Genomic DNA, 24,784 nt, shown 5'->3' with positions numbered 1-24,784 from the left:
TCATTCGGCGTACCGCTTGAGGTAGGCCAGCTCGCTCTCGGTCAGGCGGCGGGGCGCGGCCCGCTCGACGTCGTACGCCGCGAGCACCGACGTGGCGGTCACGTAGAGGTCCTCGTCGTCGCGGATCTCGTAACGCAGCGTGAACCGTACCGCCCGGATCTCCGTCACCCAGGTCTCGACGCGTACGGGCGCCGCGCGGAAGCCGAGCGGGCGCCGGTAGTCGATCTCGTGACGCGTCACGACCAGCCCCTTGAAGGGCTCCACACCCTCGTTGTACGGGTCGATGCTCAACATGCCGAACCGCGCGTCCTCGAGGTAGTCGAGGAAGCGCACGTTGTTCACATGACCTTGGGAGTCGATGTCACCGAATCTCACCACGCGGGGATAGATGTGCCGTCGGGCCGGGGAAGGTTCGTCCACGTCCGCCACCGTACCGGGCCACGTCAGGTGGCCTTGCGCCGGGCCAGGCAGGTCAGCACGGTCAGCACCGACACCGCGGCCATCGTGCCGAGCGCCCACCGGTAGCCGGTGACGAGCTGCCCGACGGCCTCGCCGGAGAGCAGGCCGAGCGTGCCGGCGAAGACCTGCTGGTGCAGCGCGGCGGGCAGCGGCGCGACGAGGATCGACAGCACCATGCCGGTGCCGACGACGTTGCCGGTGTTCTGCAGCATGAGCCGCATGGCGTTGACGATGCCGAGCCGGTTCGACGGCAGGCCGTCGAGGATGGCGGTGTTGTTGGACGGCAGGAAGATCCCGGAGCCGAGGCCGATGAGCACGAGCCCGGTGGCGACGGCCGGATACGGCATCGTCGTGGACATCACCGCCATCATGACCGCGAGGCCGCAGGAGGTCGTCGCGGCCCCGGCCACGGCGAGGGTGCGGGCGCTGAAGCGGCGCTGCAGGAAGCCGGAGACGACCGAGGCGCACAGGGCGGCCACGGCCAGCGGCAGCACCTTGAGCCCTGCCTGTACGGGATCGTCCCCGCGGACGGCCTGGAAGTAGAGCGCGACGAGGAAGACCATGCCCATGCGCGCGACGGCGTTGAGGAACGAGGCGAGCGTCCCGAAGGCGAAGGACGGCTCGCGGAAGAGGCTCATGTCCACCACGGGGTGGGCGGCCCTGCGTTCCCTGAGCACGAACAGCGGCAGCCCCACGACGAAGGCCACCGCGCCGCCGAGCACCAGCGGATGCTGCCAGCCGAGCCTGGTGAACTCCGACAGCGCCAGCAGCAGCCCGCCCAGCGTCAGCAGCACGAGCAGGCTGCCCGGCCCGTCGAGCCCGCCGTCGCGCCGGGCGGGCGGCGTCCTGCGCAGCGTGATCGACCCCCACAGCAGGCAGAGCAGCCCGATCGGCACGTTGAACCAGAACACCCACCGCCAGCCCAGGCTCTCGGCCAGCACGCCGCCCAGCGTGGGGCCGATCAGCCCGGCGATGGAGAACGAGGCGACGTACACGCCCATGCCCTCGCCCAGCCGCTCGCGCGGGAAGGCGTCGCTGACCAGGGCCGCGCTGTTGGTGAGCAGCATGGCGGCGCCCGCCGCCTGCACGGCCCGCATGGCGACGATCAGCCAGGCGTTGGGGGCGAGCCCGGCGAGCAGCGCGGCGCCCGTGTACGTGGCCAGCCCCAGCAGGTACATCCTGCGCCTGCCGAACAAATCGGCCAGCCTGCCGAATACCACCATGAGGACGGTCGTGGTCAACTGGTAGCCGAGGAGGATCCAGCTCGCCGCGGTGGCGTCGGCGCCGGTGTTGCGCGCGATCTCGGGGAGCGCGACGTTGATCGCGCTGCCGCCGAGCCCGGTCAGGACGCTGGCCAGGCTCACGACCGACAGAGTTCGCCAGGCGTAGCCGAGGGTCGGGATGGTCGCCGCCAAAGGCCCTTATCCTTTCTAGATTTCAATACTAGAATCTTATTCGCATCGTTCGCCGGTCAAGGATTCGAGGTGTCGGATGAGCGGGATAGTCGAGGGCCGCGTGGTGATCGTCACGGGCGCGGCCAGGGGCATCGGACGGGGACACGCCCTGGAGTTCGCCAGGCAGGGCGCGAAGGTGGTGGTCAACGACCTCGGAGCGGAGGTGGACGGCACCGGCTCGTCGGGAGCGGCGGCCGAGGTGGTGGCGGAGATCGAGGCCATGGGCGGCCAGGCGATCGTCAACGGCGAGGACGTCTCCGACTTCGACGGCGCCGAGCGGCTGGTCCGCGCCGCCATCGACCACTTCGGCACGCTCGACGTGCTGGTCAACAACGCGGGCATCCTGCGCGACCGGATGCTGGTCAACATGACCGCCGAGGAGTGGGACGCGGTCATCAGGGTGCACCTGCGCGGCACGTTCGCACCCCTGCGCCACGCCGCCGCCTACTGGCGCTCGAAGGCCAAGGCGGGCGAGCAGGTCGACGCCCGCATCATCAACACGACCTCGTCCTCCGGCATCTACGGCAACCCCGGTCAGGGTAACTACGGCGCCGCGAAGGCCGGCATAGCGGGTCTGACCGTCATCGCCGCCAGGGAGCTGGAGCGCTACGGCGTGACGGTCAACGCGGTCGCGCCCGCCGCGCTCACCCGCATGACCGAGAACCTGCTGCCGAAGGGCGCCACCGGCGCCGACCCCGACGACATCGCGCCGCTGGTCGTGTGGCTGTCCAGCGCGGAGGCCAGGAGCATCACCGGGCGAGTGTTCAACGTGCGCGGCGGGGTGATCAGCGTGGCCGAGGGCTGGCACGCGGGGCCCGGCGTGGACAAGGGCGGTCGCTGGGACCCGGCCGAGCTGGGCTCGGTCATCCCCGCGCTGGTCGAGAAGGCCGCGCCCAACGCGCTGACCAACGGCCGCATCCCCGGGCGGGAGGACTGACATGCCACTCGACCACAGCGTGATCGGCGTCGAGAGCGCGCCCCACGAGCGCACGTGGACGGCCAAGGACACCATGCTGTACGCGCTCGGCGTCGGCGCCGGCACCGCCGAGCTGGAGTTCACCACGGAGAAGGGGCAGCGGGTGCTGCCGACGTTCGCGGTGCTGGCCGCGCAGGCGCCGGGGCGGCGGCTCGGCGGCTTCGACCCGGCCATGCTGGTCCACGCCGAGCAGGGCTTCGAGCTGCACCGGGAGCTGCCCGCGGCGGGCGGCGTGCGGACCACCTCGAAGGTGACCGGCATCTACGACAAGGGCTCGGGCGCGCTGGTCACCTCCGAGGCCAGGGCCGTCGATCTCGACACCGGCGACCTGGTCATCTCCTCCTACAGCTCGGTGTTCATCAGAGGCGAGGGCGGGTTCGGGGGTGACCGGGGGCCGCGCGACTCCTGGGCGGCGCCGGACCGGGCGCCCGACCACAAGGTGACGTACTCGACGTATCCGGAGCAGGCGCTCATCTACCGGCTGTCGGGCGACTACAACCCGCTGCACAGCGACCCGGAGTTCGCCGCCAGGGCCGGGTTCGACCGGCCGATCCTGCACGGGCTGTGCACGTACGGGCTGACCGGCAGGGCGCTGCTGCACGCGGTGGCGGGCTCCGACCCGGCGCGCTTCAAGGCGATGTCGGGGCGCTTCTCCAGCCCGGTCTTCCCCGGCGAGTCGCTGACCGTCTCGATCTGGGCGGACGGCACGGATGTGCTGTTCAGGACCGCCAAGGACGACGGGACGGTGGTGATCGACCGGGGCCGCGCGACGATCGGCTAGCCCTCGCGCAGCTCCCTGAGGGGGTCGAGGCGGTGGATGAGCGTCACCGCCGCCTCGATCACCTCCTGCGCCTCCTCCTCGTTGTCGGAGGTGGCGACCTCGCGGGCGGCCTCGCCGATGATGCTGGTCAGCACGGCCACCGTGAACCGGTCGAGCGGGTCGCCGCCGGCGCCGAGCAGCACCGCGTTCTGGCGTACCCACTCGCGCCCGCGGGTGCGGCGGATCAGCTCGAAACCAGGAGGGCCGTCGCCGTCGATGAAGAGCCTGACCAGGTCGCGGCGCTCCCACGCGCCCGCGAGGTAGGCCCGCGCGCCCGCGATCAGCAGCTCGACCGGGTCGGTGACCCCCTCTTTCTTGGCCTTGGCCACGCTGGCGGCCGACGCCTGCTCGTGGGCGGCCTGGTGGTCCTCGTAGAGGGCGAGGAAGAGCTCCGTCTTGCCACCGAAGTGGTGGTAGAGGCTGCCCACGCTGGACCCGGCGCGGGCGACGACGTCGGAGACGTTGGAGTCGGCGAAGCCGTGCTCGCTGAAGACCTCACGGGCGGCCTGCAGCATGCTCTTGCGGGTCTGGGCCGTACGGCTCCACTCCCACGAGGACTTGCGTGCCATGCGCCTATCGTAGCGCGGCGAATTCTAGAATCCGATTCTTGACACTGGACGACATAGGCTAGAACCTCTTCCTAGAGAACGATTCTAGAAATGCCCTGGGAGGCGGCTGTGGACTTCTCGCTCACCCCCGAGGAACGGCAGATCCGTGACACCGTCCGGTCCTTCATCGAGAAGGAGGTCATGCCGCTGGAGCCGGAGGTCCTGCGCAACGAGCGCGAGGGCCGCCCCGGCCTGGACGCCGACGTGCTGCGCGACCTGCGCGCCAAGGCCAGGAAGTCGGGCTTCTGGGGCATCAACACCCCCGAGGAGTACGGCGGCGCCGCCCTCGGCCCCATCATGTCCGCGATCATCGCCATGGAGATCGGCAGGACGTTCGTGCCGTTCTCGTTCGGCGGCAGCGCCGACAACATCCTGTACGCCGGCACCGACGAGCAGAAGCAGCGCTACCTCATCCCCACCATCGAGGGCGAGCGCCGCTCCTGCTTCGCCATCACCGAGCCGGGCGCCGGCTCCGACGCCCGCAACATCCGCACCCGCGCCACCCGCGACGGCGCCGAGTGGGTGATCAACGGCGAGAAGACGTTCATCACCGGCGGCAACGAGGCCGACTTCGTCATGGTCTTCGCCCTGGCCGAGGAGCACGGCGTCACCTGCTTCCTGGTGGACAGGGACATGGGCTGGACGTCCGAGCCGATCCCGACCATGGGCCAGTGGGGCCCCGCCTCGCTGGTGTTCCAGGACGTCCGGGTGCCGGAGGAGAACATCCTCGGCGAACTGGGCAAGGGCTTCGAGCTGGCCATGCAGTGGATCGGCCAGGGCCGCTACATGATCCCCGCCCGCGCCATCGGCTCGTCCGAGCGCATGCTGCAGATGGCCATCGACTACGCCAAGATCCGCAAGTCGATGGGCCAGACCATCTCGAACTACCAGGCCATCCAGTGGATGATCGCCGACTCCCAGGTGGAGATCGAGGCCGCCAAGTGGCTCACGCTGTACGCCGCCTGGCAGGTGGGCCAGGGCATGGACGCCCGGCACGCCTCCTCCATCGCCAAGCTCAACGGCGCCGTCATGGCGAACCAGGTCGTGGACCGGGTGCTGCAGATCCACGGGGGCATGGGATACACCAAGGAGCTGCCGATCGAGCGGTGGTATCGCGAGCTGCGCCTGCTGCGCATCTTCGAGGGCACCGACGAGATCCAGCGGCGCACGATCGCCCGCAACCTGATCAAGGGGCACGCTCGGCTCGGCCTCATCGGAGAGTGAGGGGTATGTCCGTCCGCGAACTGTTCAACCCGCGCTCGATCGCCCTGGTCGGCGCGACGGACAAGTCCGGCTGGTCCATCAGCACGCTCGGCAACCTGCGCGCGCACGGGTTTCCCGGGCCCGTGCACCTGGTCAACCCCCGGGGCGGCGTCGTGCACGGCATGCCGGCGCACAAGAGCCTCACCGACATCGCCGAACCCGTGGATCTCGCGTACGTCATGGTCCCCACCACCGCCGTGCTGGGCGTGCTGCGCGAGGGCGCCAAGCTGGGCATCGGCTGCTACGTGATCCTCACGGCCGGGTTCGGCGAGTCGGGCGAGGAGGGGGCGCGGCTGGAGGCCGAGATCGCCGGGTTCGCCGTGGAGCACGGGCTGACCATCCTCGGGCCCAACGGCAACGGCTACATCAACGCCGCCGCGGGCGTGACCCCGTACGGGCTGCCGATCCCGCCGCCGCTGCTGCGCGGCGAGGTCGGCGTGGTGCTGCAGAGCGGCGCGCTGGCCAGCTCGGTGCTCTCCTTCGCGCAGGCCCGCAACGTCGGCATCAGCCTGCTCACCTCCATGGGCAACGAGGCCGTCGTGAGCGTCACCGACGTCATCGACTACCTCGTGGACGACCCGGCCACCAAGGTCATCGCGCTGTTCCTGGAGACGATCAGGAACCCGGCCGAGTTCTCCCGGGTGGCGCGGCGGGCGCTGGAGGCGGGCAAGCCGATCGTGGCGCTCAAGATCGGCCGCAGCACGCTCGCCTCGCACACCGCCCAGGCCCACACCGGCGCGCTGGTGGGCGACGACGACGTGATCGACGCGGCGCTGCGCCGGCTCGGCGTGATCCGGGTGCGCTCGCTGGAGGATCTCATCATCACCTCCGGGCTGCTGGCCTCCAGCGGGCCGCTGCCGGGGCCGCGCGTGGGCGTCGTGACGCCGTCGGGCGGCGCGTCGGAGATCATCGCCGACCGGGCCGAGGACGAGGGCCTGGAGCTGCCGGCGTTCGCGCCGGAGACGGTCGAGCGGCTCAAGGAGATCGTGCCGGCCTTCGGCACCGTGCAGAACCCGCTCGACGTCACCGGGTACGTGCTCATCGACCGCACCCTGCTCGGCCGCGCGCTCGACGTGGTCACCGCCGACCCGAACATCGACCTCGTCATGCTGCTGTCCGAGCCGCCCAAGCTCGCGCCGCCCGACCCGGCGCCCGTCCTGGCCCAGTACACGGCCAGCGCCGAGCGCATCGCGGCCTCTCGGGTGCCGGTCGTGGTGGTGAGCAACGTGCTGACCGACGTGACCGCGTTCGGGCGTCAGGTGCAGCAGGAGACCGGGTTCCCGTACGTGGCGGGCGGGATCGAGCACGGCATGCACGCCATCGGGGCCGCCGTACGGTGGTCGCGGACGCGGGCCAGGGTGCTGTCCCGGCCCGAGCCCAGCCCCCGCGCCGAGGGGGCGCTGCGCCCGCCCGGCGCGCACGGGGTGTGGGCCGAGCACCGCGCCGCCGCGCTGCTGGCCTCCTCCGGGCTGCCGGTCGTGCCGTCGGACCTGGCGCGCTCGGAGGAGGAGGCGGTCGCCGCCGCCGGCCGGTTCGGCTATCCCGTGGTGCTCAAGGCCGCCGCCGAAGGGCTGGGGCACAAGAGCGACGTCGGCGGGGTCAGGCTGGGCCTCTCCGCCGAGGAGGACGTGCGGCGGGCGTACCGGGAGGTGGTGGCCGCGGTGCCGTCGCTCGACGGCGTGCTCGTCCAGCCGCAGCGCGGCGGCGGGATCGAGCTGCTGGTCGGCGTCGTCCGCGACCCCGCCTGGGGGCTCACGCTGGCCGTGGGGCTCGGCGGGGTCTGGGTGGAGGTGCTGCGCGACACCGCGCTGCGGGTGCTGCCGGTGGACGCGGGCGAGGTGCGTACGGCGCTGGCGGAGCTGCGTGGCGCGGCACTGCTCGACGGCGTGCGCGGCGGCCCCGCCGCGGACCTGGACGCGGTGGCGGACGTCGTGGCCCGCGTCGCTTCGTTCGCCGAGTCGCTGGGCGACGGGCTGGAGTCCCTGGAGATCAACCCGCTGCTCGTCACCGGCTCCCGCGTCGAAGCGCTCGACGCCCTGATCACCTGGCGCTGACCTCGCGGTCCAGGCGACCCAGGGCCGGTTCACCGGTCCCGGTCCCCTGATCCGAAGGATCCTTGTCCCTGGTTTCGTGGGGAGGGACGCCCCCTCAGGCGCCCCTCCCCTGTTCAGGGCAGGCGGTTGGACAGGACGAGGGTGGCGGCCGAGGCGAACATGCCGCCGTTGCCCAGGACCACGCTCACCTCCACGCCGGGTACCTGTGCCGCCGCCTCGCCGCGCAGCTGGCGTACCGACTCCTGGATGGCGAACATGCCGTACATGCCGGTGTGCGTGTAGGACAGGCCGCCGCCGTTGGTGTTGAGCGGCAGCCGGCCGCCCGGCGAGGTGTGGCCCTCGGCGATGAACGCCCCCGCCTCGCCGCGCCCGACGAAGCCCAGGTCCTCCAGGCCGTAGATGGGCACGTGGGCGAAGGCGTCGTACACCATGAGATGGTCGACGTCCGCGTGCGTGATCTTCGCCTCGGCGAAGGCCGCCTCGCCCGAGAGGCGGAAGCCCTTGGAGGTGGTGAAGTCCTCCATCTGGGAGATGATCGGCGACTCGGCCGCCTCCCCCGAGCCCAGCAGGTGGACCGGGGAGCGCCGGGCCCGCTCGGGCGTGGTGACGATCAGCGCGCCGCCGCCGTCGGTGACCAGGCAGCACTCCAGCAGGTGGAACGGGTAGGCGACCAGGCGCGAGGCGAGCACGTCCTCGACCGTGATGAGGTCGCGGTACATGGCCCTGGGGTTGAGGTGCGACCAGCGCCGCTGCGCCACCGCGACCTCGGCGAGCTGCTCGTGGGTGAGGCCGGTCTCCTTCATGTAGCGCAGCGCGGTGATCGTGAACGACGTGGGCGGGCCGACCACCCCGTACGGCAGCTCGAACTGCCCGAGCAGCGAGTCGGGCCCCATGCCGTAGCGACCGGCCCCGACCCGCGAGCGCCCTGACTCGCCGTGCGTGATGAGCACGGTGTGGCACATCCCCGCCCTGATCGCGGCGGCCGCGTGCCGGACGTGGAAGAGGAACGACGAGCCGCCCACGCCCGTGCCGTCCAGCCAGGCGGGTGTGACGCCGAGGGCGTGGGCGATCTGGATCGGGCCAGGCGTCCCGACCGTGGCGATGCCGTCGATGTCGTGGATGGTCATGCCCGCGTCGGCGAGGGCGTTCCTGGCTGCCTCCAGGTGGAGCTGCAACGTGGAGTGGCCGGGCAGGCGGCCCACCTCGTCGGTCTCGGCGGCGCCGGCGATCACCACGGTCATCGGGCACCTCCGGCCGGCTCGAACAGCGGCACGGTGACCTCGCCCCGCCGCTCGAACACCACCTGCAGCTCCATGTCCAGAGGCAGGTTCTCGGGGACGTTCGGCACGCCCACGATGTTGGTCATCATCCGCACGCCCTCCTCCAGCTCCACGACGGCGATCGCGTACGGGGCCTCCTCCTCGAAGCCCGGCGCCGGACGGTGGTTGATGACGTACGAGTAGAGGGTCGCCCGCCCGCTGGCGCGGACCCATTCGACCTGGTCGCCGCCGCACCGGGGGCAGGTGGGGCGGGGGTAGAAGTAGTGGCGCTCGCAGGTGGTGCAGCGCTGGATCCGCAGCTCGCCCGCGGCCGTCCCGTCCCAGAAGGGCTGGGTCTCCGGTGTGGGCTTAGGTGCCGGCTTCATCAGCCTCCCCAATCCTAGTTCTAGAATTCCACTCTAGATCTAAGTTCTGCCGCACCTCAAGAGCCCTGATGCTCAGCGACTGGGGATGCCGTTGCCGTTCCTGCCGCGGCCGGCCAGCACGTCCTCCAGCGTCGGGCGCTCCTCGGCGGGCTCGCGTGGCCCCGGCTGGGCGAGCTGGATGAGCACCCCGTGCGCCTCCTTGGGGTGCAGGAACACCTCCTGCCAGCGCGGATCCGACCGGTTGAGCCCGTGCAGCCGATAGCCGCGCTCGGTCAGCCGGGCCACCGCCGCGCCGAGATCGCTGACGTGGAAGTTGAGGTGGTGGACGCCGCCTCTGCCCCTGGTGAGCTCGAAGAAGCTGTCGAAGAACGTCGATCCGGCCAGCGGCTCCATCAGCTCGACCTTGCCGCCGTTGCCGTACGTGAGCTGCAGCGTGCGGTAGCCGGCCCGCAGGTTGTCGCCGCCGCCGCCGAGATGCCGGCCGCCCAGCAGGTCGCGGTAGATCGGCAGCAGGTCCCTGATCCGGGGCGCCGCCACGGCGGTGTGGTCGAAGTGTACGTCGAGACCGTCCAGTTCCAGGTCCACGCGGGGGGCTCCTCGCTCTCGGCAATCCTAGAATTTCATTCTAGCCACCGGACCCGGCTCACACCCTTGACGGAGTCAGATGTGAGAGGCAGCATCGCAGAAATAGATTCTAGAGCTGTCTTCTAGAACTACACGGGGGGTAAAGCTCGACCAGAAAGGTTGGCCATGAGGCTGTCCTACGTCCGTGAGCTCGACGAGTACCCGACCGGCGCCCGGCGCATGAAGATCCTCACGATGGCCGTACTGGCCATCCTCATCGGCTCGTACGAAGGCCAGATCGCCCCCGTCGTGCCCCTGCTGCTCAAAGACCTCGACATGTCGCTGGCCACGTACGGCGCGGTGTCCGGCGGCGCCGCCGTGACCGGGGCCATCGCCTCCATCATCGGCGGCCGGCTCACCGACCGCCTGGGGCGGGTCAGGCTGCTCATCCCCCTCATGGCGCTGACCGCCGTCCTCTGCTTCACCATGACCCTCGTCCACACCCCGCGCGACCTGCTGATCGCCCGGATCGCGCTGGCGTTCGTGGACGGCGTCGCCATGGCCAGCACCGCGCCGCTGATCCGCGACTTCTCACCGCGCCTCGGACGCGCCCAGGCGTTCGGCTTCTGGACGTGGGGCCCGGTCGGCGCCAACTTCCTCGCCGCCGCCGTCGCCGGATGGACGCTGCCCATCTTCAACGACTCCTGGCGCTCCCAGTTCGTCATCATGGGCTGCTTCTCGCTGGTCATCTCGATCGTCATCGCGCTGAACATCGCCGACCTCTCCCCCGAGCTGCGGGCCAGGATCCAGCACACGGAACGCGCCGCCAGCCAGGTCGTGGACCTCTCCAAGCCGCCCACCCTGCGCTCGCTGTTCAGGCGGCGCAACATCTGGGCCCACGTCGTCGGCATCTCCCTGTGGCTCGTCCTCTACATCACGCTCTCGCTGTTCGGGCAGACCATGCTGGTCGGCGCACTCGGCATCAGCAGCGCGGAGGCGTCCACGATCATGGCCGCCTTCTGGAGCCTCAACCTCATCACGCTCATCATCACCGGCCGCCTGTCCGACCGTACGCAGCTGCGCAAGCCGTTCTCGCTCGGCGGCACCATCGCCGCCGTCCTCGTCACCGCCTACCTCGCCGTCTCACTCGGCCAGGAAGGCGTCTCCACCGGCCTGCTGATGGTGATCGGCGCGCTGCTCGGCGGCTCGCTCGGCGTCGCCTACGCCCCCTGGATGGCCAACTACTCCGAGGACGCCGAGGACGCCGACCCGCGCCTGCAGGGCACCGCGTGGGGGCTGTTCGGCTTCCTCAGCAAGGGCATCGCGGTGATCGGCCTGCTCGTCATCCCGCACGTCGTCGAGGCCACCAACTGGCAGACGTGGCTGTTCGTGGCGCTCGGCTGCCTCGTCCTGTTCATCCCCGCCATCCTGCTGTTCAATGGGCCCTGGCGGCGGCCCTCGCAGCCCGCGCCCACTCCGGTCGCCGTCGGGGAGGCGGAGGCATGACGAAGCTGTCCGACGTCGCGGAGTCCTCGCTGCGGCAGATCCGCGACCTCGACATCGACGACGTCCTCGCATACGTGCACCACGACCTCAAGCGCCTGCCCAGCTACACCGAGCTCTACAAGCGTTACCTGCGCCAGCGCTGGGACGTCTACGAGCTCGACTTCTCCCAGGACGCCGTCGACTGGCGCGAACGCATGACGCAGGACGAGCGGGACGCGTTCGTCGGCATCTCGGCCGGCTTCCACCACGGCGAACGTCAGGTCGAGGTGGAACTGCCGGTGTTCATGCTGGGCGGCTCCGAGGAGTCCAAGATCTACATGTCCAGCCAGATCGAGGACGAGGCCCGCCACACCGTCTTCTTCGACCGGTTCTACCGCGAGGTCGTCGGCATGCCGGGCGAGTCCGTGCAGGAGGTGCTCGACGCGTCCTTCGAGCACGTGTCGGAGACGTTCGTGGGGCCGTTCGGGCTGCTCGCGTACCAGGCCGACGAGCTGCGCAAGGACCCCGAAGACCCGGCTGCGAGGGTGCGCTATGGCACCACGTACTTCCTGTGGATCGAAGGCGTGCTCGCGCTGTCCGTCATGAAGATCACGCTCACCTACTGCCGGCGGCGCGGCTTCCTGCCCGGCTACTACACCGGCTTCACCGCCACCTGCCGCGACGAGGCCCGTCACGTGCAGTCCGGGATGCGGTTCCTGCGCGACTCCGTCCAGGACGACCCGCGGCTGCTGCTCCAGATCCACGAAACCTTGCGCACCATCCTCGCCATCAACGGCGCCACCAGCCGGCAGCTCGCCCTGGAGGCGCTCGGCTGGACGCCCGAGGAGGTGCGCCGGCTGATGATCCGCCAGCTCGACATGAAGCTGACGGACGTCGGCATCGCCCTCCCGCCCGACCTGCGGGAGAAGGTCTCCCGCATCGAGCCCGAGCTGGCGGGAGGCTGACGCGCGATGACGTTCTCCTCAGGCGCGACGACGTTCTTCACCGCCGAATGGGCGCAGGCCGTGCGGGTGGCCGTCGACGACGGGCCGCCGCAGGAGGGCAAGCTGCCGTCGTACTGGCAGTGGATCGACCGGGCCCGCTCCGGCTACACCGCCACGTGGGCGCTCGGGGTGCGGGAGACGGGCGCGTACCTGGTGCTGGTCTGGAAGGACGGCACCTGCGTCGACGCCCACATCACCACCGACCCCGGCACTGCCGACTACGTCCTGGCCGCCACCGAGACGACCTGGCACGAACTCCGCGCCGGCGCCGACCCCGGGCGGGTGGTGATGTATCGGGGGCTGCGGCTGGAGAGCGGGGACGTGCTGGCGTTCTTCCGCGTCATCTACTTCTTCATCGAATCCCTCGCCGCCCTCAGCAAAGTCCCCTGAGCCCTGGCCGCCCTCCCCACCTTGACATCGAAGACCGCCCCCGCCCGAACGAGCGAACCTCGCCCCACCCGACACCCCTCGCCGGGCACCACCGCACCGCCGCACCGCCGCACCAACAAACCTCACCCGCGCCACAACCCCCGTGGCGCCATCCGGCACCACTGCCGCCACAGCACCTCAACCTCACGCGGAACCATCAACGCCATCGGCACCATCAATCTCACCGGCACCGTCAACCCATCAGAACCCCAGGCCCCACCCGGCATCGACCGACGCCTGGGAACGCCGAAACCACCACCATCAGGCAAATGCCGTGCGGCGCCTGACGGTGGTGGCGGTGTGCGTTTGAGTTACCTGCCGCACGAGCCCCGCGCGACCTACGGGATCAGTCGCGGTGGAGCTTGCGGTAGGTCACCCGGTGCGGGCGGGCCGCGTCGGCGCCCAGCCGCTCGATCTTGTTCTTCTCGTAGTCGGCGTAGTTGCCCTCGAACCAGAACCAGTTAGACCCTTCCTCCCAGGCCAGGATGTGGGTCGCGATGCGGTCGAGGAACCACCGGTCGTGGGAGGTGATCACGGCACAGCCCGGGAAGTCGAGCAGCGCGTTCTCCAGCGACGACAGGGTCTCGGTGTCAAGGTCGTTGGTGGGCTCGTCGAGCAGCAGCACGTTGCCGCCCTGCTTGAGGGTGAGCGCCAGGTTGAGCCGGTTACGCTCGCCGCCTGACAGCACGCCGGCCTTCTTCTGCTGGTCAGGGCCCTTGAACCCGAACGCCGCGATGTAGGCCCGCGACGGCATCTCCACGTTGCCGACCTTGATGTGGTCGAGCCCGTCGGAGACGACCTCCCAGACGTTCTTGCTCGGGTCGATGCCGCCCCGGCTCTGGTCGGCGTACGAGATCTTGACCGTGTCGCCGATGATGATGGAGCCCTCGTCGGGCGTCTCGCCACCGGTGATCATGCGGAACAGCGTCGTCTTACCGACACCGTTGGGACCGATGACGCCGACGATGCCGTTACGCGGCAGGTCGAACGTCAGCCCTTCCATGAGCAGCCGCTCGCCGAAGCCCTTGGTGAGCTTTTCCGCCTTGATCACCGTGGTGCCCAGGCGCGGGCCCGGCGGGATCTGGATCTCTTCGAAGTCGAGCTTGCGGTACTTGTCGGCCTCGGCGGCCATCTCCTCGTAGCGCTGGAGACGGGCCTTGCTCTTGGTCTGGCGGGCCTTGGGGTTGGACCGGACCCACTCCAGCTCATCTTCCAGGCGCTTCTTGCGCTTGGCGTCCTTCTGGCCCTCGACCTTGAGCCGCTGGGCCTTCATGTCGAGGTAGGTGGAGTAGTTGCCCTCGTAGGGGTAGCACCGGCCCCGGTCGAGCTCGAGGATCCAGGTGGCGACGTTGTCGAGGAAGTAGCGGTCGTGGGTGACGGCCAGCACGGTGCCCGCGTACTTCTCCAGGTGCGACTCCAGCCACTGCACGCTCTCGGCGTCGAGGTGGTTGGTGGGCTCGTCGAGCAGCAGCAGGTCGGGCGCCTCGAGCAGCAGCTTGCACAGCGCCACCCGGCGGCGCTCACCACCGGACAGCGTCGAGACGTCGGCGTCGGGCGGCGGGCAGCGCAGCGCGTCCATCGCCTGCTCGAGCTGGCTGTCGAGGTCCCACGCGTTGCGGTGCTCGAGCTGCTCCTGGAGCTTGCCCATCTCCTCCAGCAGCTCGTCGCTGTAGTCGGTGGCCATCTGCTCGGCGATCTCGTTGTAGCGCTCGAGCATCGCCATCGTCTCGGCGACACCCTCCTGCACGTTGCCGAGGACGGTCTTCTCCTCGTTGAGCGGCGGCTCCTGCTGAAGCATGCCGACCGTGAAGCCCGGCATCAGCTTGGCCTCACCGTTGGACGGCTGCTCCAGGCCGGCCATCATCCGGAGCAGCGTCGACTTTCCGGTGCCGTTCGGCCCCAGGACACCGATCTTGGCTCCGGGCAGGAACGACAGCGTGACGTCGTCAAGGACAACCTTGTCGCCGTGCGCCTTGCGCACGCGCTGCAGCGTGTAGATGTACTCCGGCATGCCATCTAGCTTAGGGGCTCCCGACCCGGGCTTCCGCCGCTCCCACCCGCCAACCCCACCAGCCACCGCCCCAAGCCCCGGGCTGTCACCCCCGACATGCGAGAACACCCCTCCTTGCGGGAAGCAAGCCCCAAGGGGCAACACAACCCTCCCCACCCCGCCCACCCAGAGGTCCACGATCCCCCGCCCCCCCGCCGTCGGCGGGCCCGCCGGCAGCGGACCAACCGACGGCGGAGCGACCGACGGCGGAGCGACCGACGGCGGAGCGACCGACGGCGGAGCGACCGACGGACGGGCTTGAGGTGCGGCGGCGATCAGGGCGTGCTGCCGGGGCAGGCATGCCCCCGCACCCTCAGCCCGGTGACCCCATGACCCCGCCGCCACGCCCCCAGCCCAGTGACCCCATGACCCCCGCCGCCACGCCCGAATCCGGTGATTCCATGACCCCGGCCCCCGCGCGCCCAGCCCGGTGATTCCATGACCCCGGCACCCACACCCCCAGCCTCCGAACCCCTCTCAACCCCGCGGCCGGGCCTCACCAGCCGACAGGCGTGACGGCACCGCCTGAACCCTTTTCAGACCCGCCGGGTGGTCGCCGTCCTGACAGCGCTGACACCACACGCCGCACACAGCGGCGGGACGGCGGGGAACGACGAGGTGGGGAAGGGAACGGCTTGCGGATGCCGGACGGAAGAGAACGGACATGCGGATGCCGGACGGAAGGGAACGGGCATGCGGATGTGGAGCCGGGAAGGCCGGGTGGCCTGGTCAGGGGGTGGGGTCGGGGTCGGGGTCCTGGTGCGGCGCGGGGGCGGGGTCGGGGGGTGGGGTGGTGTCCGTGGAGAGGGGGTGGGGTGGCGGGGGCGGGACGGCGGGGATGCAGACGCGGTCGCGGCCCAGCTCCTTGGCCCGGTAGAGCGCCAGGTCGGCGGCCGTCAGCAGGTCGATCAGGTCGTCACCGTGCACGCTCATCAACGCCACACCCGTCGAGACCGTGACCTTGACCAGGGTGTCCTCGACCGGGACGGCCATGTGGCTGATGTGGACGCGCAGGCGTTCGGCGACGCGGCGGGCCTCGTTGATGTCGGCGCCGGGCAGCAGCACCACGAACTCCTCGCCGCCGAACCGGCCCACCACGTCGTAGTCGCGCAACTGACTGCGCAGCATGGACGCCACCCCCACCAGCACCTCATCGCCGACGAGGTGGCCGTGAGCGTCGTTGACGCGCTTGAAGTGGTCGATGTCGATGATGAGGAGCGCCAGGGACTCGCCGGTGCGCCGCGCTCGTACGATCTCGGTGTCGGCCTCGCGCTGCCAGGCGGCCGCGTTGAGCAACCCGGTCTTGGCGTCAGTACGGGCGGCGGCCTGGAGCTGCGCGTGCAGGAGGCTGCGCTGCAACAGCACCACAGGCGGAAGCGCGAGCAGCAGCAGAGCCATGTTGAGCCCGCACGCGATCGAGACCGTGACGCCCAGGCACAGCTCGACGATGTCCAGCAGCACGCTCTCCCGGTCCCACAGCACCTCGCGCCAGGTCATGTCGGGGTCGGCGGTGTGGGCGGCGATGGCGATGAGCGCGATGTTGAGCACCGCGAAGAGCGCGGCGGCGGCCACCGCGAACATGATCGGCGCCCCGCTCCCCTGGGCCAGCACCGACGGGTCGGGAACGAACCAGTGGAAGCCCAGGGACGCCGTGCACCCGGCGAGCCCGATGGCGGCCGAGCTGAACACCCGGCGATAGAGGACGGTGGCGCGTACCCGCACCTGGAGCAGGATCTGCAGCACGATGGGGGCGAAGAGCGCGTACACCGGCGGGAGGAGCAGCGCCACCGGCAGCCACCACGCCGACAGCAGGTCGCGCGACACTCCGGCCGGCATGCCGAGCCGCCTGGTCGCTTCGATGCAGACGGCGCCGCACGCCATGAGAGCGGCGAACGTCAGCGCGTCCCGCCACTGGAAGACGGTGAACGCCGAGAGCATGACGATCGCGACGAGATCAAGAGCGACGATCGCGCACAAGTAGCCGACCAGCGGGCGACGTTGCCCGAGCAATGGCCAGCGGTCGGTCAGTGTTGACACTCCGTCGCGAGGCTTGATCGAGGCGTGACTGGTCACCGCCATCTCGTCTCCTCTCAGACTAACGATGTGTAACACAATAATTGCGGAGTGTGCGATGTGCGATGGGAACCGATACGTTTGGCAATGACCACACCTGCTCAATTCGCGAGCGGGCCATGACGGACAGCCGCGCTGGAAAGGAGCAACCATGGTGCGGGGCGTGACCTGGACATGACAGGTGCTCTAGCCCACTGAGGCGGGCAACACACCATCGGCCGTCCCTCGGGGGCGTTCGCGAAATTCCGGCCGGTGCCCCCCTCCCCCTCCCGCCTCACCACCAGCCCAGTCACACCGCCCAACGGCACGCACCCCGCCTCCCCACCCCTCCCTTGCTCCCTCCGCCGGACTCCCTCCCGGACAACTCCCTCCGCCGGACTCCCCTCCCGGACAACTCCCTCCGCCCAACTCCCGCCCGCCCGACTCCTCCCCCGCCCGATCCCCCATGCGCCCGTCTGCACCTCTCCCCCGGCCTCTCGCCCGTTCCCCTTTCCTGCTTGCGCGCGGCGCGTGCGCGCCACCACGGCGCAGTGGGGCTGGTGGCGACCTCAAACGATGCCGGCTGCGGACCAGGGACGCTGAGCGGTGAGCGCTGAGCGCCCCCGCCACCCGCTGGGCGTGCGGGGTGAGCGCGCCCGCCACCCGTTGAGCATGCAAGGTGACCGTGCCGCCGCCCGTTGAGCATGCAAGGTGACCGTGCCGCCGCCCGTTGTGTGTGCAGGGTGAGCACGCCCGCCACCCGTTGGACGTGCGGGTCAGCGCGCCCGTCGTCCGTTGGGCGTGCGGGGTGGACGGGGATGTCGGCGTGTTCCGCGGTGTCCCGTGCCGCATGGTGGTCAAGGCCGGTGCGGCGCTGGCCTATGCGGCACGGGGCGAAGTTGCCTGTCAGGCGGCGGCGCGTTCTTCTGCTGCCGGGTGGTCTTGCTCCTCAGTCGCTGCCGTCGCCTCGGGGTCGGTTGCTGTGGTGGTGGCGGTCAGGATGCGGACTGTGTCGTCGTTCGGGCCCAGGGTGCGGACGAGGGTGTTGCCCGACCTGGTGTCCTGAGCCGGTGACTGCGGCTGCTCCGAGTCCGCGGCGGTGAAGTCGGGCATGGGGGTGCGGCTGGGGCGGGTGCCCATGGCCCAGTCGCGGGTCTCCTCGTCGAGCTTGTCGCGCATCTCCTTGCTCATCGAGCCGATGCCGCTGCGCTCGGGCTTGGTGAACACGCCCGAGCCCCACCGCAGGTCGTGGCCCACGGCGCTGGCCTCGATCTCGGGCATGAAGCGGCGGTCTCCCTCGGTGCCGAACTCACGGATGCGGAGCTTGCCCGACACCACCACCGGCTGCCCCGCGCGTATGGACGCCGCGACGTTCTCCCCGAGCGCACGCCAGCAGCGAACCGTGAAGCAGACCTTCTCGCCGTCCGTCCACTGGCCGGTCTTCCTGTCGAAGTAGCGGTGTGAGGTGAGGACCTTCAGTGAGGTGACCCTGGTGCCTTCGTCGAAGCTGTACTGCCTGGGCTCGGCTGCGACGTTACCGGTGAGCGTGATGTAGATGTCGTTCATCCCGTGCCTCCCATGCGGCGGGCCCGCTGCCCGCGACCTGGGCAATACGGTGCCGCGGGAGGGTGGGGTCAGGGACGCCCGAACGGGGTTCTGTGGAGGAGCTGCCTAAACGGGCGCCGCCTGTGGACAAGGGGGCCCGTTCGCGATGGCGACACCGCAGGCGCCGGTCGATGGTGGCGGTGTCTCTAAGCGCTGAGCGGCGATGGTGGTGCCTCCACACGCTGAGCAGCGGTGATGGCGGTGCAAGAGCATGAAAAGGCTGCCCGTCGTACGAACGCGGGCAGCCCCCCGACACCCCTCAGACGGACAAGTCGCGCATGGCCGTGTAGAAGGCGTGGTGCCGTTTCAGCTCTTCCTCCACCGGCTCCACGACCATGGTCGCCGACACGGCCGCGACCCGCCGGCGCATCTCCCGTTCGAGGCGCTCCCGCTCCCGCGAAGCGCCCAGCTCGACGAAGTTCCGGGAGGCGATGCCGGACAAAGCCCCCAACCCCAGGACGGATGCCATCATCAGCCCCACCCACGGCAACGTCGCACTGTCACCCAGGAGCTCCAGGGCATCCGGCAGCTGACCGGGCATGAGCAGCCCGACGACGAGCCAGGCGAGCCCGGCCACGAACGCCAGCACCAGCAGGTACTGCCAGACCTTGAGCACCCACCACCACACCGGTACGCGATCGAGCTGCGGCGCCACCTCGGCGAGATCCTCGGTGAGCGCCTGCGGCAGCCCCCTTGACCGGCCACGAGCCGCCTTGTGGACGGCCGTCCGCCACACCGGATGCATGCCGCCGGACAACCCGTCGGCCAGCGCCTGCACCGCGTTCGCCACCTCGGCCGACTGCGCGGTGACCGACGTGGTGCTGATGCCGCGGATCTCCTGCGCCACGTCGTCGAGCTTGAGGCTCTTCAGCGGATCGGCACGGAACTTCTCGGCCCACCGCGGGTACGGCCACCCGACGTACCGGTTCGACCGTTCGGCGTACATGTTCTCCATGGCCTCGCCCACGGCCGGCACGCCCACCGCGTCGCACAGCGCGTCGGTGAGCCCCATGCGGCGGGCCTCGTCGACCGCGGACGGCGCCGACAGGGCCTCCCCCATCGGCATGGCCTGGCTGAGCTTCTGCTCCAGCCGCTGCAGGTCGGCTTCGAGCTTCTGGATGGCGGCCCTGCGCCGGGCCACCGCGGTGGCGATCACGCTCTTGAGACTCTCGACGCCGCGGCCGGTGACGGCGGAGGTCGGTACGACGCTGGGGTGCTCGACGCCTTCCTTGCGCAGCAGGTCGTTGAGGTCGATGACCAGCTCGGCCAGCTCTTCGGTGGTCAGCCGGTCGGCCTGGTTGAGCGCGAACACGGTGACCGCGTCGTGCCCGGCCAGCTCGGTGACGTAGCGCCGGTGCGTGGACGCGTCGGCGTACTTCTGCGGGTCGAGCACCCACACCACCAGGTCGGCCAGCCCGATCAGCCGGTCGGCCTCGGTGTCGGTGAGCGCCCTGATCGAGTCGTGGTCGGGCAGGTCGAGCAGGATCAGCCCGTGCAGCTGGCTGTCGCCCTTGTCGAGCGCGCTCGCCCGGGAGAAGCGGTGGCGCCACTGGATCTGCAGCCAGTCGAGCAGCGGCCCAGACCCGTCGAGCCCCCACACGCAGGCGTGGGTGCGGGCGGTGGTGGGCCGGCGTACGCCGGTGGGCGACAGCTCCAGCCCCGAGATGGCGTTGAACAGCGACGACTTGCCGCTGCCCGTGCCGCCCGCGAGGGCGACGACGGTGTGCTCGGACGACAGCTTGAGCCGGTCGCCGGCGCGCAGCAGCAGCGCACTGGCCTCGTCGAGCAGCTTCTGGTCGAGCCGCCCCTGGCCCAGCTCCACCACTTTGGCGAGCGCGGACAGTCGCGGGGCCAGCCCCGGCCTGGTGGTCGTGGTGGTCATCGAGCGACCTCGAGGTTGTACGTAGCCTGGTAGAGGCGGGTTGCGACGGAGTCGTCCGGGATGCCGGCGGAGTCGAGCGCCTTCACGTAACGCATGGCTTCCTCGTCGAAGAGCATGCCGATCCTGGCCCGGAGATCACTGAATGCCTTGGTGCCGATGCCGCGCAGGGACTCGGCGCCGAGCAGGGCGTTGACCAGGCGGTGCGGCACGCCCTCGCCGTTGCCCCCGCTGAACATGGCCACCATGAAGATCAGGGCGAGCGACTCGGGGTCGAACGAGACGATCTTCGACACCGAGCGCTTGGCCACACCCTCCGTGCGTACGAGCTCGCCGAGGTGGTCCTGCCAGGACGCGATCGCACGACCGGTGTGGCGTACGAGGTCGTCCGACGGCCTGTCGAGGTCCTCCCCGAGCTTGGCCCCCAACTCCGAGCGGTGCCGCCAGCGCGCCGCCACCTCCTTCGAGGCGCGGTTGGCCGCGGCGACGATCACCGACTCGAGCCCCGACCTGATCGCCGCCTTGAATGCCAGCACCCGCTCCGGCGCCTGCCTGGCCGCCCTGCCGCGCCTGCGCAGGTGCAGCGCGCGCATCAGGTCGCCGGAACCCGCGAAGTCCTGCCAGCGGGCCAGCACCTCGCCGTGCAGCAGCGAGCCGTTCTTGGACGCCTTGTCGATGTCGCTCAACGCGCTCAGGAACGCCGCCTCGACGTCGCCGCGCAGCTCCGCCCTGATCGCGGCCCCCGCCTCCAGGTGCTTGGCCAGCGCCGGCACGCGGGTGCGGAAGCTGTTGAGCACGCCGTTCAGCGTCTCGCGTACGGCCGCCGCCCGCCTTGCCTCGTCGACCGACAGCTCCGCCAGCCACAGCCGCAGCTCCGTCACCTCGCTGTCGGGCAACCTGCCGTCGGACACCTTCGACTCGTGGATGACGAACCGCTCGATGTCGCCCAGACCGTACTCGGTCAGCATGCGGACGAAATGCTTGAGCACCACGTCGGCGGACTTGTCGGGCACCCGGGACAGAACGATCGCCAGCCGGGCGCCACGCTCCTTGGCCAGGCGCAGCACGTTCCAGGCCGGCGCGTCGGCGTAACGGGCGGCCGTCGTCACGAAGATCCACAGGTCGGCGGTGTCGAGCATGCGGCGGGCGATCTCGTGGTGCTCCTCGACCACCGAGTCGATGTCGGGGGTGTCGAGCAGCGCCACGCCCTGCGGCAGCTTCTCCGTCGGGGCGATGACCACGCTGTCCAGGCCCGCCTCGGGGGTCGGCTTGTCGAGCCGCTCGAGGCCGCCCAGCAGCTCGCCCTCCGCGAACCACTTGTGGTCCTCCGGGTGGCAGACCAGCACCGGGGTGCCGGTGGTCGGGCGGCGTACGCCGGTGCGCGAGACGTTCTTCTCGGCCAGGCTGTTGACCAGCGTGGACTTGCCCGCGCCAGTCGAACCGGCCACCACGATCAGGGCCGGGGCCGTGCTCGTCCTGATTCTCGGGACGACGTAGTTCTCCATCTGGGCCAGCAGGGCCGCCTGCGCCTGCCGCGCCTCGGCCGACCCTGGCAGGTCGTCGCAGAAGCGTACGTCGGCGATGCTCTCGCGGAGGGCGTTCAGGGCCGTCGTGAGCGCCTCGACCGTCTCGGGCGGCAACTCCTCGACCCGCTCACCGGGCCCAGCCGGCGACGCCTCGGGCCACCCGGCCTCGCCCCCATCCTCCTGAGCGTCCTGGGCCTGGACGTCCTCGCCCTCAGCCTGCTCACCGTCGTCAGCGGACTCGCCGTCCTTCGGCTGCTCGTCGGAGGTCTGCTGCTCCCGGGAGCCGGTCTTCTCGCCGGAGGTGTGCTCGCTCTGGGAGCGCGGCTCGGACGCGGCGGGCTCGGAGGTCTCCGGCTTTCCGGCTTCGTCCGCGCTCACCGGCTCATCGGGCTGCCGAGCATCCTGTACGTCACCAGCGCCGGCCGACGGGGACGGCTGTTTGCCCACCGGTGGCTGCCGCAGCACGGCCGGCTTCTCGAAGAGCGAGGGACGCCCCGAGGAAGGCTCAGAGGACGCGGCCGGCACGTCGATGGACGGGAATGACGGCCAGTCGATCGACGGGACAGACGGTTCGTCCGTGGTCCGACGGGACGGCCCATCGCTGGACGGATAGGACGGCGCGTCCGTGGACGGGTACGAAGGCCCGTCGGTGGACGCGAAGGACGGCCTGTCACCGGGCGCGGGCTCCCGGAGGACGGCCGGCTTCTCGAACATCGAAGTGCGCCCCGAAGGCGGCTCGGGCTGCTGCTCGACCTTGCGCGCCGGGCGGAACGCCCACGAGGTCCCCTCATCGGCCGCCGGGCCCTCGGCACGGGACGACCGGCCGGGCGCCGGAAACTCACTGGAGGGGCTGTCGGTGGCAGGAGGGTTCTGCAACACGGCCGGCTTCTCGAACATCGAAGGTCTGGGGGACGAAGGCTTCTCGAAGAGCGAAGGCCGACGCCCGCCCCGCTCCTCGGACGCAGAAGCAACGGCATCCGCCCGCTCACCAGCATCCGACGCAACGGCATCCGCCTGCTCACCAGATCCCGGTGCCAGGGCATCCGCCCGCTCACCAGATCCCGGTGCCAGGGCATCCGCCCGCTCACTAGATCCGGACGCAACGGCATCCGCCTGCTCACCGGAGGCTGCGCTGACGGTGCTCGCCTCGGCCTGGCCCTGGGCAGCAATTTCAGCGCCCCCGGGAGCGGTCGCTTCCGCAGTCTGGGGCGGATCGGACTCAGCGGCTCCGGTCGGGCCGGTCTCTCCGGCTTCGGCTGTCTTGACGTCGCCGCCGGCGGCCGCTTCGGGCTCGCTGGGTTCGGGCGCATCGGCCTCGTCAGGCGTTACGGCGTCTGTGGCACCGGATGCCGCGGAGCCCTCGGATGCGGAAGCCGTGGAGTGCTCCGGGGTGGAAACTGTGGGGCGTTCCGGGGTGGAGGTTGTGGGGTCCTCGGGGGTGACCGGGGGGGCTTCGGTCAGGGGGGTCGCCTCCTGCAGGGGGTTGCGGGGCTTGGACTTCTTGGGGCGGCGCGGGTGGTCGTCGGCGGATGTGGGGTCCCCCGTGCCCTCTCCGGAAGCCTCTGGGAGGGCGTCGTCGGTTATCGGGCGGAAGCTCATCGTCTGCTCCCCGGGCGGCTCCGGCCGCCCGTCATCCATGGCCGTGTTCACGGCAAGCGCTCCGCTCGAACCATCTCGACCTCCTGGCCGACCCTCACGACGTCGCCGACGATGACGATCGCCGGCGGCCGGATCCCAGCCGCGGACACGCGGTCGGCCACGGTGGAAAGCGAAGCGGTGACCGCCCGCTGGGTCGGAAGGGTACCGTCCTGCACCACCATTACGGGAGTCTCTGGAGAACGTCCGTCACGGATGAGGGCTTCTGCGACTTTTGGCAGGCGTTCGACGGCCATCAGCAGCACCAGAGTGCCGTGAGAGCGCGCCAGGGCGGGCCAGTCGACGGTGGAGGCGGGGTCGTCGGGCGCCACGTGCACGGAGATCACGTGGAACTCCTGGCTCACCCCGCGATGGGTGACGGGCACGCCGGCCGCGGCGGGCACGGCGACGGCGCTGGTGAGGCCGGGCACGATGAGCACCGGGATGCCGGCCTCGGCGCAGGCGATGAGCTCTTCGCCGCCCCGCCCGAACACGAACGAGTCGCCGCCCTTGAGCCTGACCACGAACTTGCCCTGCCTCGCCCGGTCGATGAGCAGCTCGTTGATGGTCTCCTGGGGCAGCGAACGGCCGTAGGGGACCTTGGCGGCGTCGATGAGCTCGACGTCGGGGGCCAACTCGTCGAGCAGGGCGCGCGGCGCGAGGCGGTCGGCGACCACGACGTCGGCCTGGGCGAGCAGCTGGCGCCCGCGCACGGTGATGAGGCCGGGATCGCCGGGGCCGCCGCCGACGAGGGCGACACCGACGGGTTTGGTGCGGTTTCGCCGGGCGTCGACGGTGCCGTCGCGCAGCGCGCCGACGATGGCGTCGCGGATGCCCGCGGCCCTGCGCGGGTCGCCGCCGGCGGTGACGGCCACGCCGATCTCATCGACCCGCCCGGTGGCAGGGGTCCAGGCGGCGGAGGCGTCTTTGTCGTCGGCGCGCACGCACCACACACGCTTGGCCTCCGCCTCGGCGGCGACCGCCGTGTTGACCGACCGGTCGTCGGAGCACGCCTGTACGAGCCAGGCCCCGTCGCAGTCGCCGACCTCGTAGGGCCGGGCGTGCCACGTGACCCTTCCCGCGGCGATCAGGTCGTCGAGCGCCGGTGTGACGGACGGCGAGACGACCGTGACCTCCGCACCGGCCTCTAGCAGCGCGGGCACCCGGCGCTGGGCGACGCGGCCGCCGCCCACGACGAGCACCCGGCGGCCGGAAAGCCGCAGGCCGAGGAGGTAGGGACCCATGGGGGGAATCTCCCGTTCGCGAAGGTTGTGTT

19 protein-coding genes are annotated in these 24,784 nt (G+C 70.7%); 7 read left to right on the top strand and 12 right to left on the bottom strand.

From position 1 onward, the window contains the following. Positions 1 to 375 carry a thioesterase family protein gene (locus tag AB0K28_RS41565; protein WP_345409333.1) on the bottom strand — a complete coding sequence of 125 codons (375 nt, stop codon included), beginning with the start codon at positions 373 to 375 and terminating at the stop codon, positions 1 to 3. Between the two features lie 68 nt (positions 376 to 443). Continuing rightward, positions 444 to 1,874: an MFS transporter gene (locus AB0K28_RS41560; protein WP_364381324.1), complete on the bottom strand. Its 1,431-nt coding sequence runs from the start codon at positions 1,872 to 1,874 to the stop codon at positions 444 to 446. A 76-nt stretch (positions 1,875 to 1,950) separates the two neighbouring features. On the opposite strand from AB0K28_RS41560, the gene AB0K28_RS41555 reads away from it, so the two are divergent. Together AB0K28_RS41555 and AB0K28_RS41550 are read left to right on the top strand one after the other, a co-directional pair. Next, the gene (locus tag AB0K28_RS41555; protein WP_364381321.1) at positions 1,951 to 2,850 is read left to right on the top strand and encodes an SDR family oxidoreductase; all 900 of its coding nucleotides are present in this window, start codon (positions 1,951 to 1,953) and stop codon (positions 2,848 to 2,850) included. Between the two features lies 1 nt (position 2,851). Then, positions 2,852 to 3,670: a MaoC/PaaZ C-terminal domain-containing protein gene (locus AB0K28_RS41550; RefSeq protein WP_364381318.1), complete on the top strand. Its 819-nt coding sequence runs from the start codon at positions 2,852 to 2,854 to the stop codon at positions 3,668 to 3,670. Here the strand turns inward: AB0K28_RS41550 and AB0K28_RS41545 are convergent. Next, the gene (locus AB0K28_RS41545) at positions 3,667 to 4,278 is read right to left on the bottom strand and encodes a TetR/AcrR family transcriptional regulator (RefSeq protein ID WP_345388109.1); all 612 of its coding nucleotides are present in this window, start codon (positions 4,276 to 4,278) and stop codon (positions 3,667 to 3,669) included. The two genes, AB0K28_RS41550 and AB0K28_RS41545, sit on opposite strands and share 4 nt — an antisense overlap. Before the next feature lie 90 nt (positions 4,279 to 4,368). Between AB0K28_RS41545 and AB0K28_RS41540 the strand changes: the two genes are divergently transcribed. Beyond that, complete coding sequence (locus AB0K28_RS41540) at positions 4,369 to 5,541, top strand: acyl-CoA dehydrogenase family protein (protein ID WP_364381314.1); 1,173 nt, start codon at positions 4,369 to 4,371, stop codon at positions 5,539 to 5,541. A gap of 5 nt (positions 5,542 to 5,546) precedes the next feature. Beyond that, positions 5,547 to 7,634, top strand: coding sequence for an acetate--CoA ligase family protein (locus AB0K28_RS41535; RefSeq protein WP_364381311.1), 2,088 nt, complete (start codon positions 5,547 to 5,549; stop codon positions 7,632 to 7,634). Between the two features lie 113 nt (positions 7,635 to 7,747). Here AB0K28_RS41535 and AB0K28_RS41530 read toward each other — a convergent pair whose 3' ends face one another. The 3 genes from AB0K28_RS41530 to AB0K28_RS41520 form a co-directional block, all read right to left on the bottom strand. Next, a complete protein-coding gene (locus AB0K28_RS41530; RefSeq protein WP_364381308.1) occupies positions 7,748 to 8,875 on the bottom strand; it encodes a thiolase in 1,128 nt (375 codons plus the stop codon). Continuing rightward, positions 8,872 to 9,279: a Zn-ribbon domain-containing OB-fold protein gene (locus AB0K28_RS41525; RefSeq protein ID WP_345388117.1), complete on the bottom strand. Its 408-nt coding sequence runs from the start codon at positions 9,277 to 9,279 to the stop codon at positions 8,872 to 8,874. The genes AB0K28_RS41530 and AB0K28_RS41525 overlap by 4 nt, the downstream gene beginning before the upstream one ends. 72 nt (positions 9,280 to 9,351) lie before the next feature. Further along, positions 9,352 to 9,864, bottom strand: a complete 513-nt coding sequence (locus AB0K28_RS41520) for a VOC family protein (RefSeq protein WP_345388119.1) — start codon at positions 9,862 to 9,864, stop codon at positions 9,352 to 9,354. Positions 9,865 to 10,029: 165 nt separating this feature from the next. On the opposite strand from AB0K28_RS41520, the gene AB0K28_RS41515 reads away from it, so the two are divergent. Genes AB0K28_RS41515 through AB0K28_RS41505 form a run of 3 tightly spaced genes read left to right on the top strand, consistent with a single transcriptional unit; the run spans position 10,030 to position 12,722 of the window. Continuing rightward, positions 10,030 to 11,349: an MFS transporter gene (locus AB0K28_RS41515; protein WP_364381304.1), complete on the top strand. Its 1,320-nt coding sequence runs from the start codon at positions 10,030 to 10,032 to the stop codon at positions 11,347 to 11,349. Beyond that, on the top strand, positions 11,346 to 12,293 hold the full coding sequence (locus AB0K28_RS41510; protein WP_345388125.1) for a ribonucleotide-diphosphate reductase subunit beta: 948 nt from the start codon (positions 11,346 to 11,348) through the stop codon (positions 12,291 to 12,293). The genes AB0K28_RS41515 and AB0K28_RS41510 overlap by 4 nt, the downstream gene beginning before the upstream one ends. A 6-nt stretch (positions 12,294 to 12,299) precedes the next feature. Next, positions 12,300 to 12,722: a hypothetical protein gene (locus AB0K28_RS41505; RefSeq protein ID WP_364381300.1), complete on the top strand. Its 423-nt coding sequence runs from the start codon at positions 12,300 to 12,302 to the stop codon at positions 12,720 to 12,722. Between the two features lie 385 nt (positions 12,723 to 13,107). Here AB0K28_RS41505 and ettA read toward each other — a convergent pair whose 3' ends face one another. The 6 genes from ettA to cobA form a co-directional block, all read right to left on the bottom strand. Continuing rightward, positions 13,108 to 14,772 carry an energy-dependent translational throttle protein EttA gene (gene ettA / locus AB0K28_RS41500; RefSeq protein ID WP_364381297.1) on the bottom strand — a complete coding sequence of 555 codons (1,665 nt, stop codon included), beginning with the start codon at positions 14,770 to 14,772 and terminating at the stop codon, positions 13,108 to 13,110. 768 nt (positions 14,773 to 15,540) lie between these two features. Further along, a complete protein-coding gene (locus AB0K28_RS41495; protein ID WP_364381294.1) occupies positions 15,541 to 16,890 on the bottom strand; it encodes a GGDEF domain-containing protein in 1,350 nt (449 codons plus the stop codon). Positions 16,891 to 17,769: 879 nt separating this feature from the next. Beyond that, complete coding sequence (locus tag AB0K28_RS41490; RefSeq protein ID WP_364381291.1) at positions 17,770 to 18,429, bottom strand: single-stranded DNA-binding protein; 660 nt, start codon at positions 18,427 to 18,429, stop codon at positions 17,770 to 17,772. A gap of 298 nt (positions 18,430 to 18,727) precedes the next feature. Beyond that, positions 18,728 to 20,350, bottom strand: a complete 1,623-nt coding sequence (locus AB0K28_RS41485) for a GTP-binding protein (RefSeq protein ID WP_364381288.1) — start codon at positions 20,348 to 20,350, stop codon at positions 18,728 to 18,730. Then, entirely contained in the window at positions 20,347 to 22,251 is a 1,905-nt protein-coding gene (locus tag AB0K28_RS41480; protein WP_364381285.1) for a GTPase, read from the bottom strand. The genes AB0K28_RS41485 and AB0K28_RS41480 overlap by 4 nt, the downstream gene beginning before the upstream one ends. A gap of 1,268 nt (positions 22,252 to 23,519) precedes the next feature. Further along, the gene (gene cobA, locus AB0K28_RS41475; protein ID WP_355420020.1) at positions 23,520 to 24,752 is read right to left on the bottom strand and encodes a uroporphyrinogen-III C-methyltransferase; all 1,233 of its coding nucleotides are present in this window, start codon (positions 24,750 to 24,752) and stop codon (positions 23,520 to 23,522) included. Positions 24,753 to 24,784: the final 32 nt, after the last annotated feature.

It is taken from the genome of Nonomuraea sp. NPDC049504 (assembly GCF_040676845.1).
GTDB lineage: Bacteria > Actinomycetota > Actinomycetes > Streptosporangiales > Streptosporangiaceae > Nonomuraea > Nonomuraea salmonea.
This window is presented reverse-complemented; position numbering and strand designations above follow the sequence as displayed.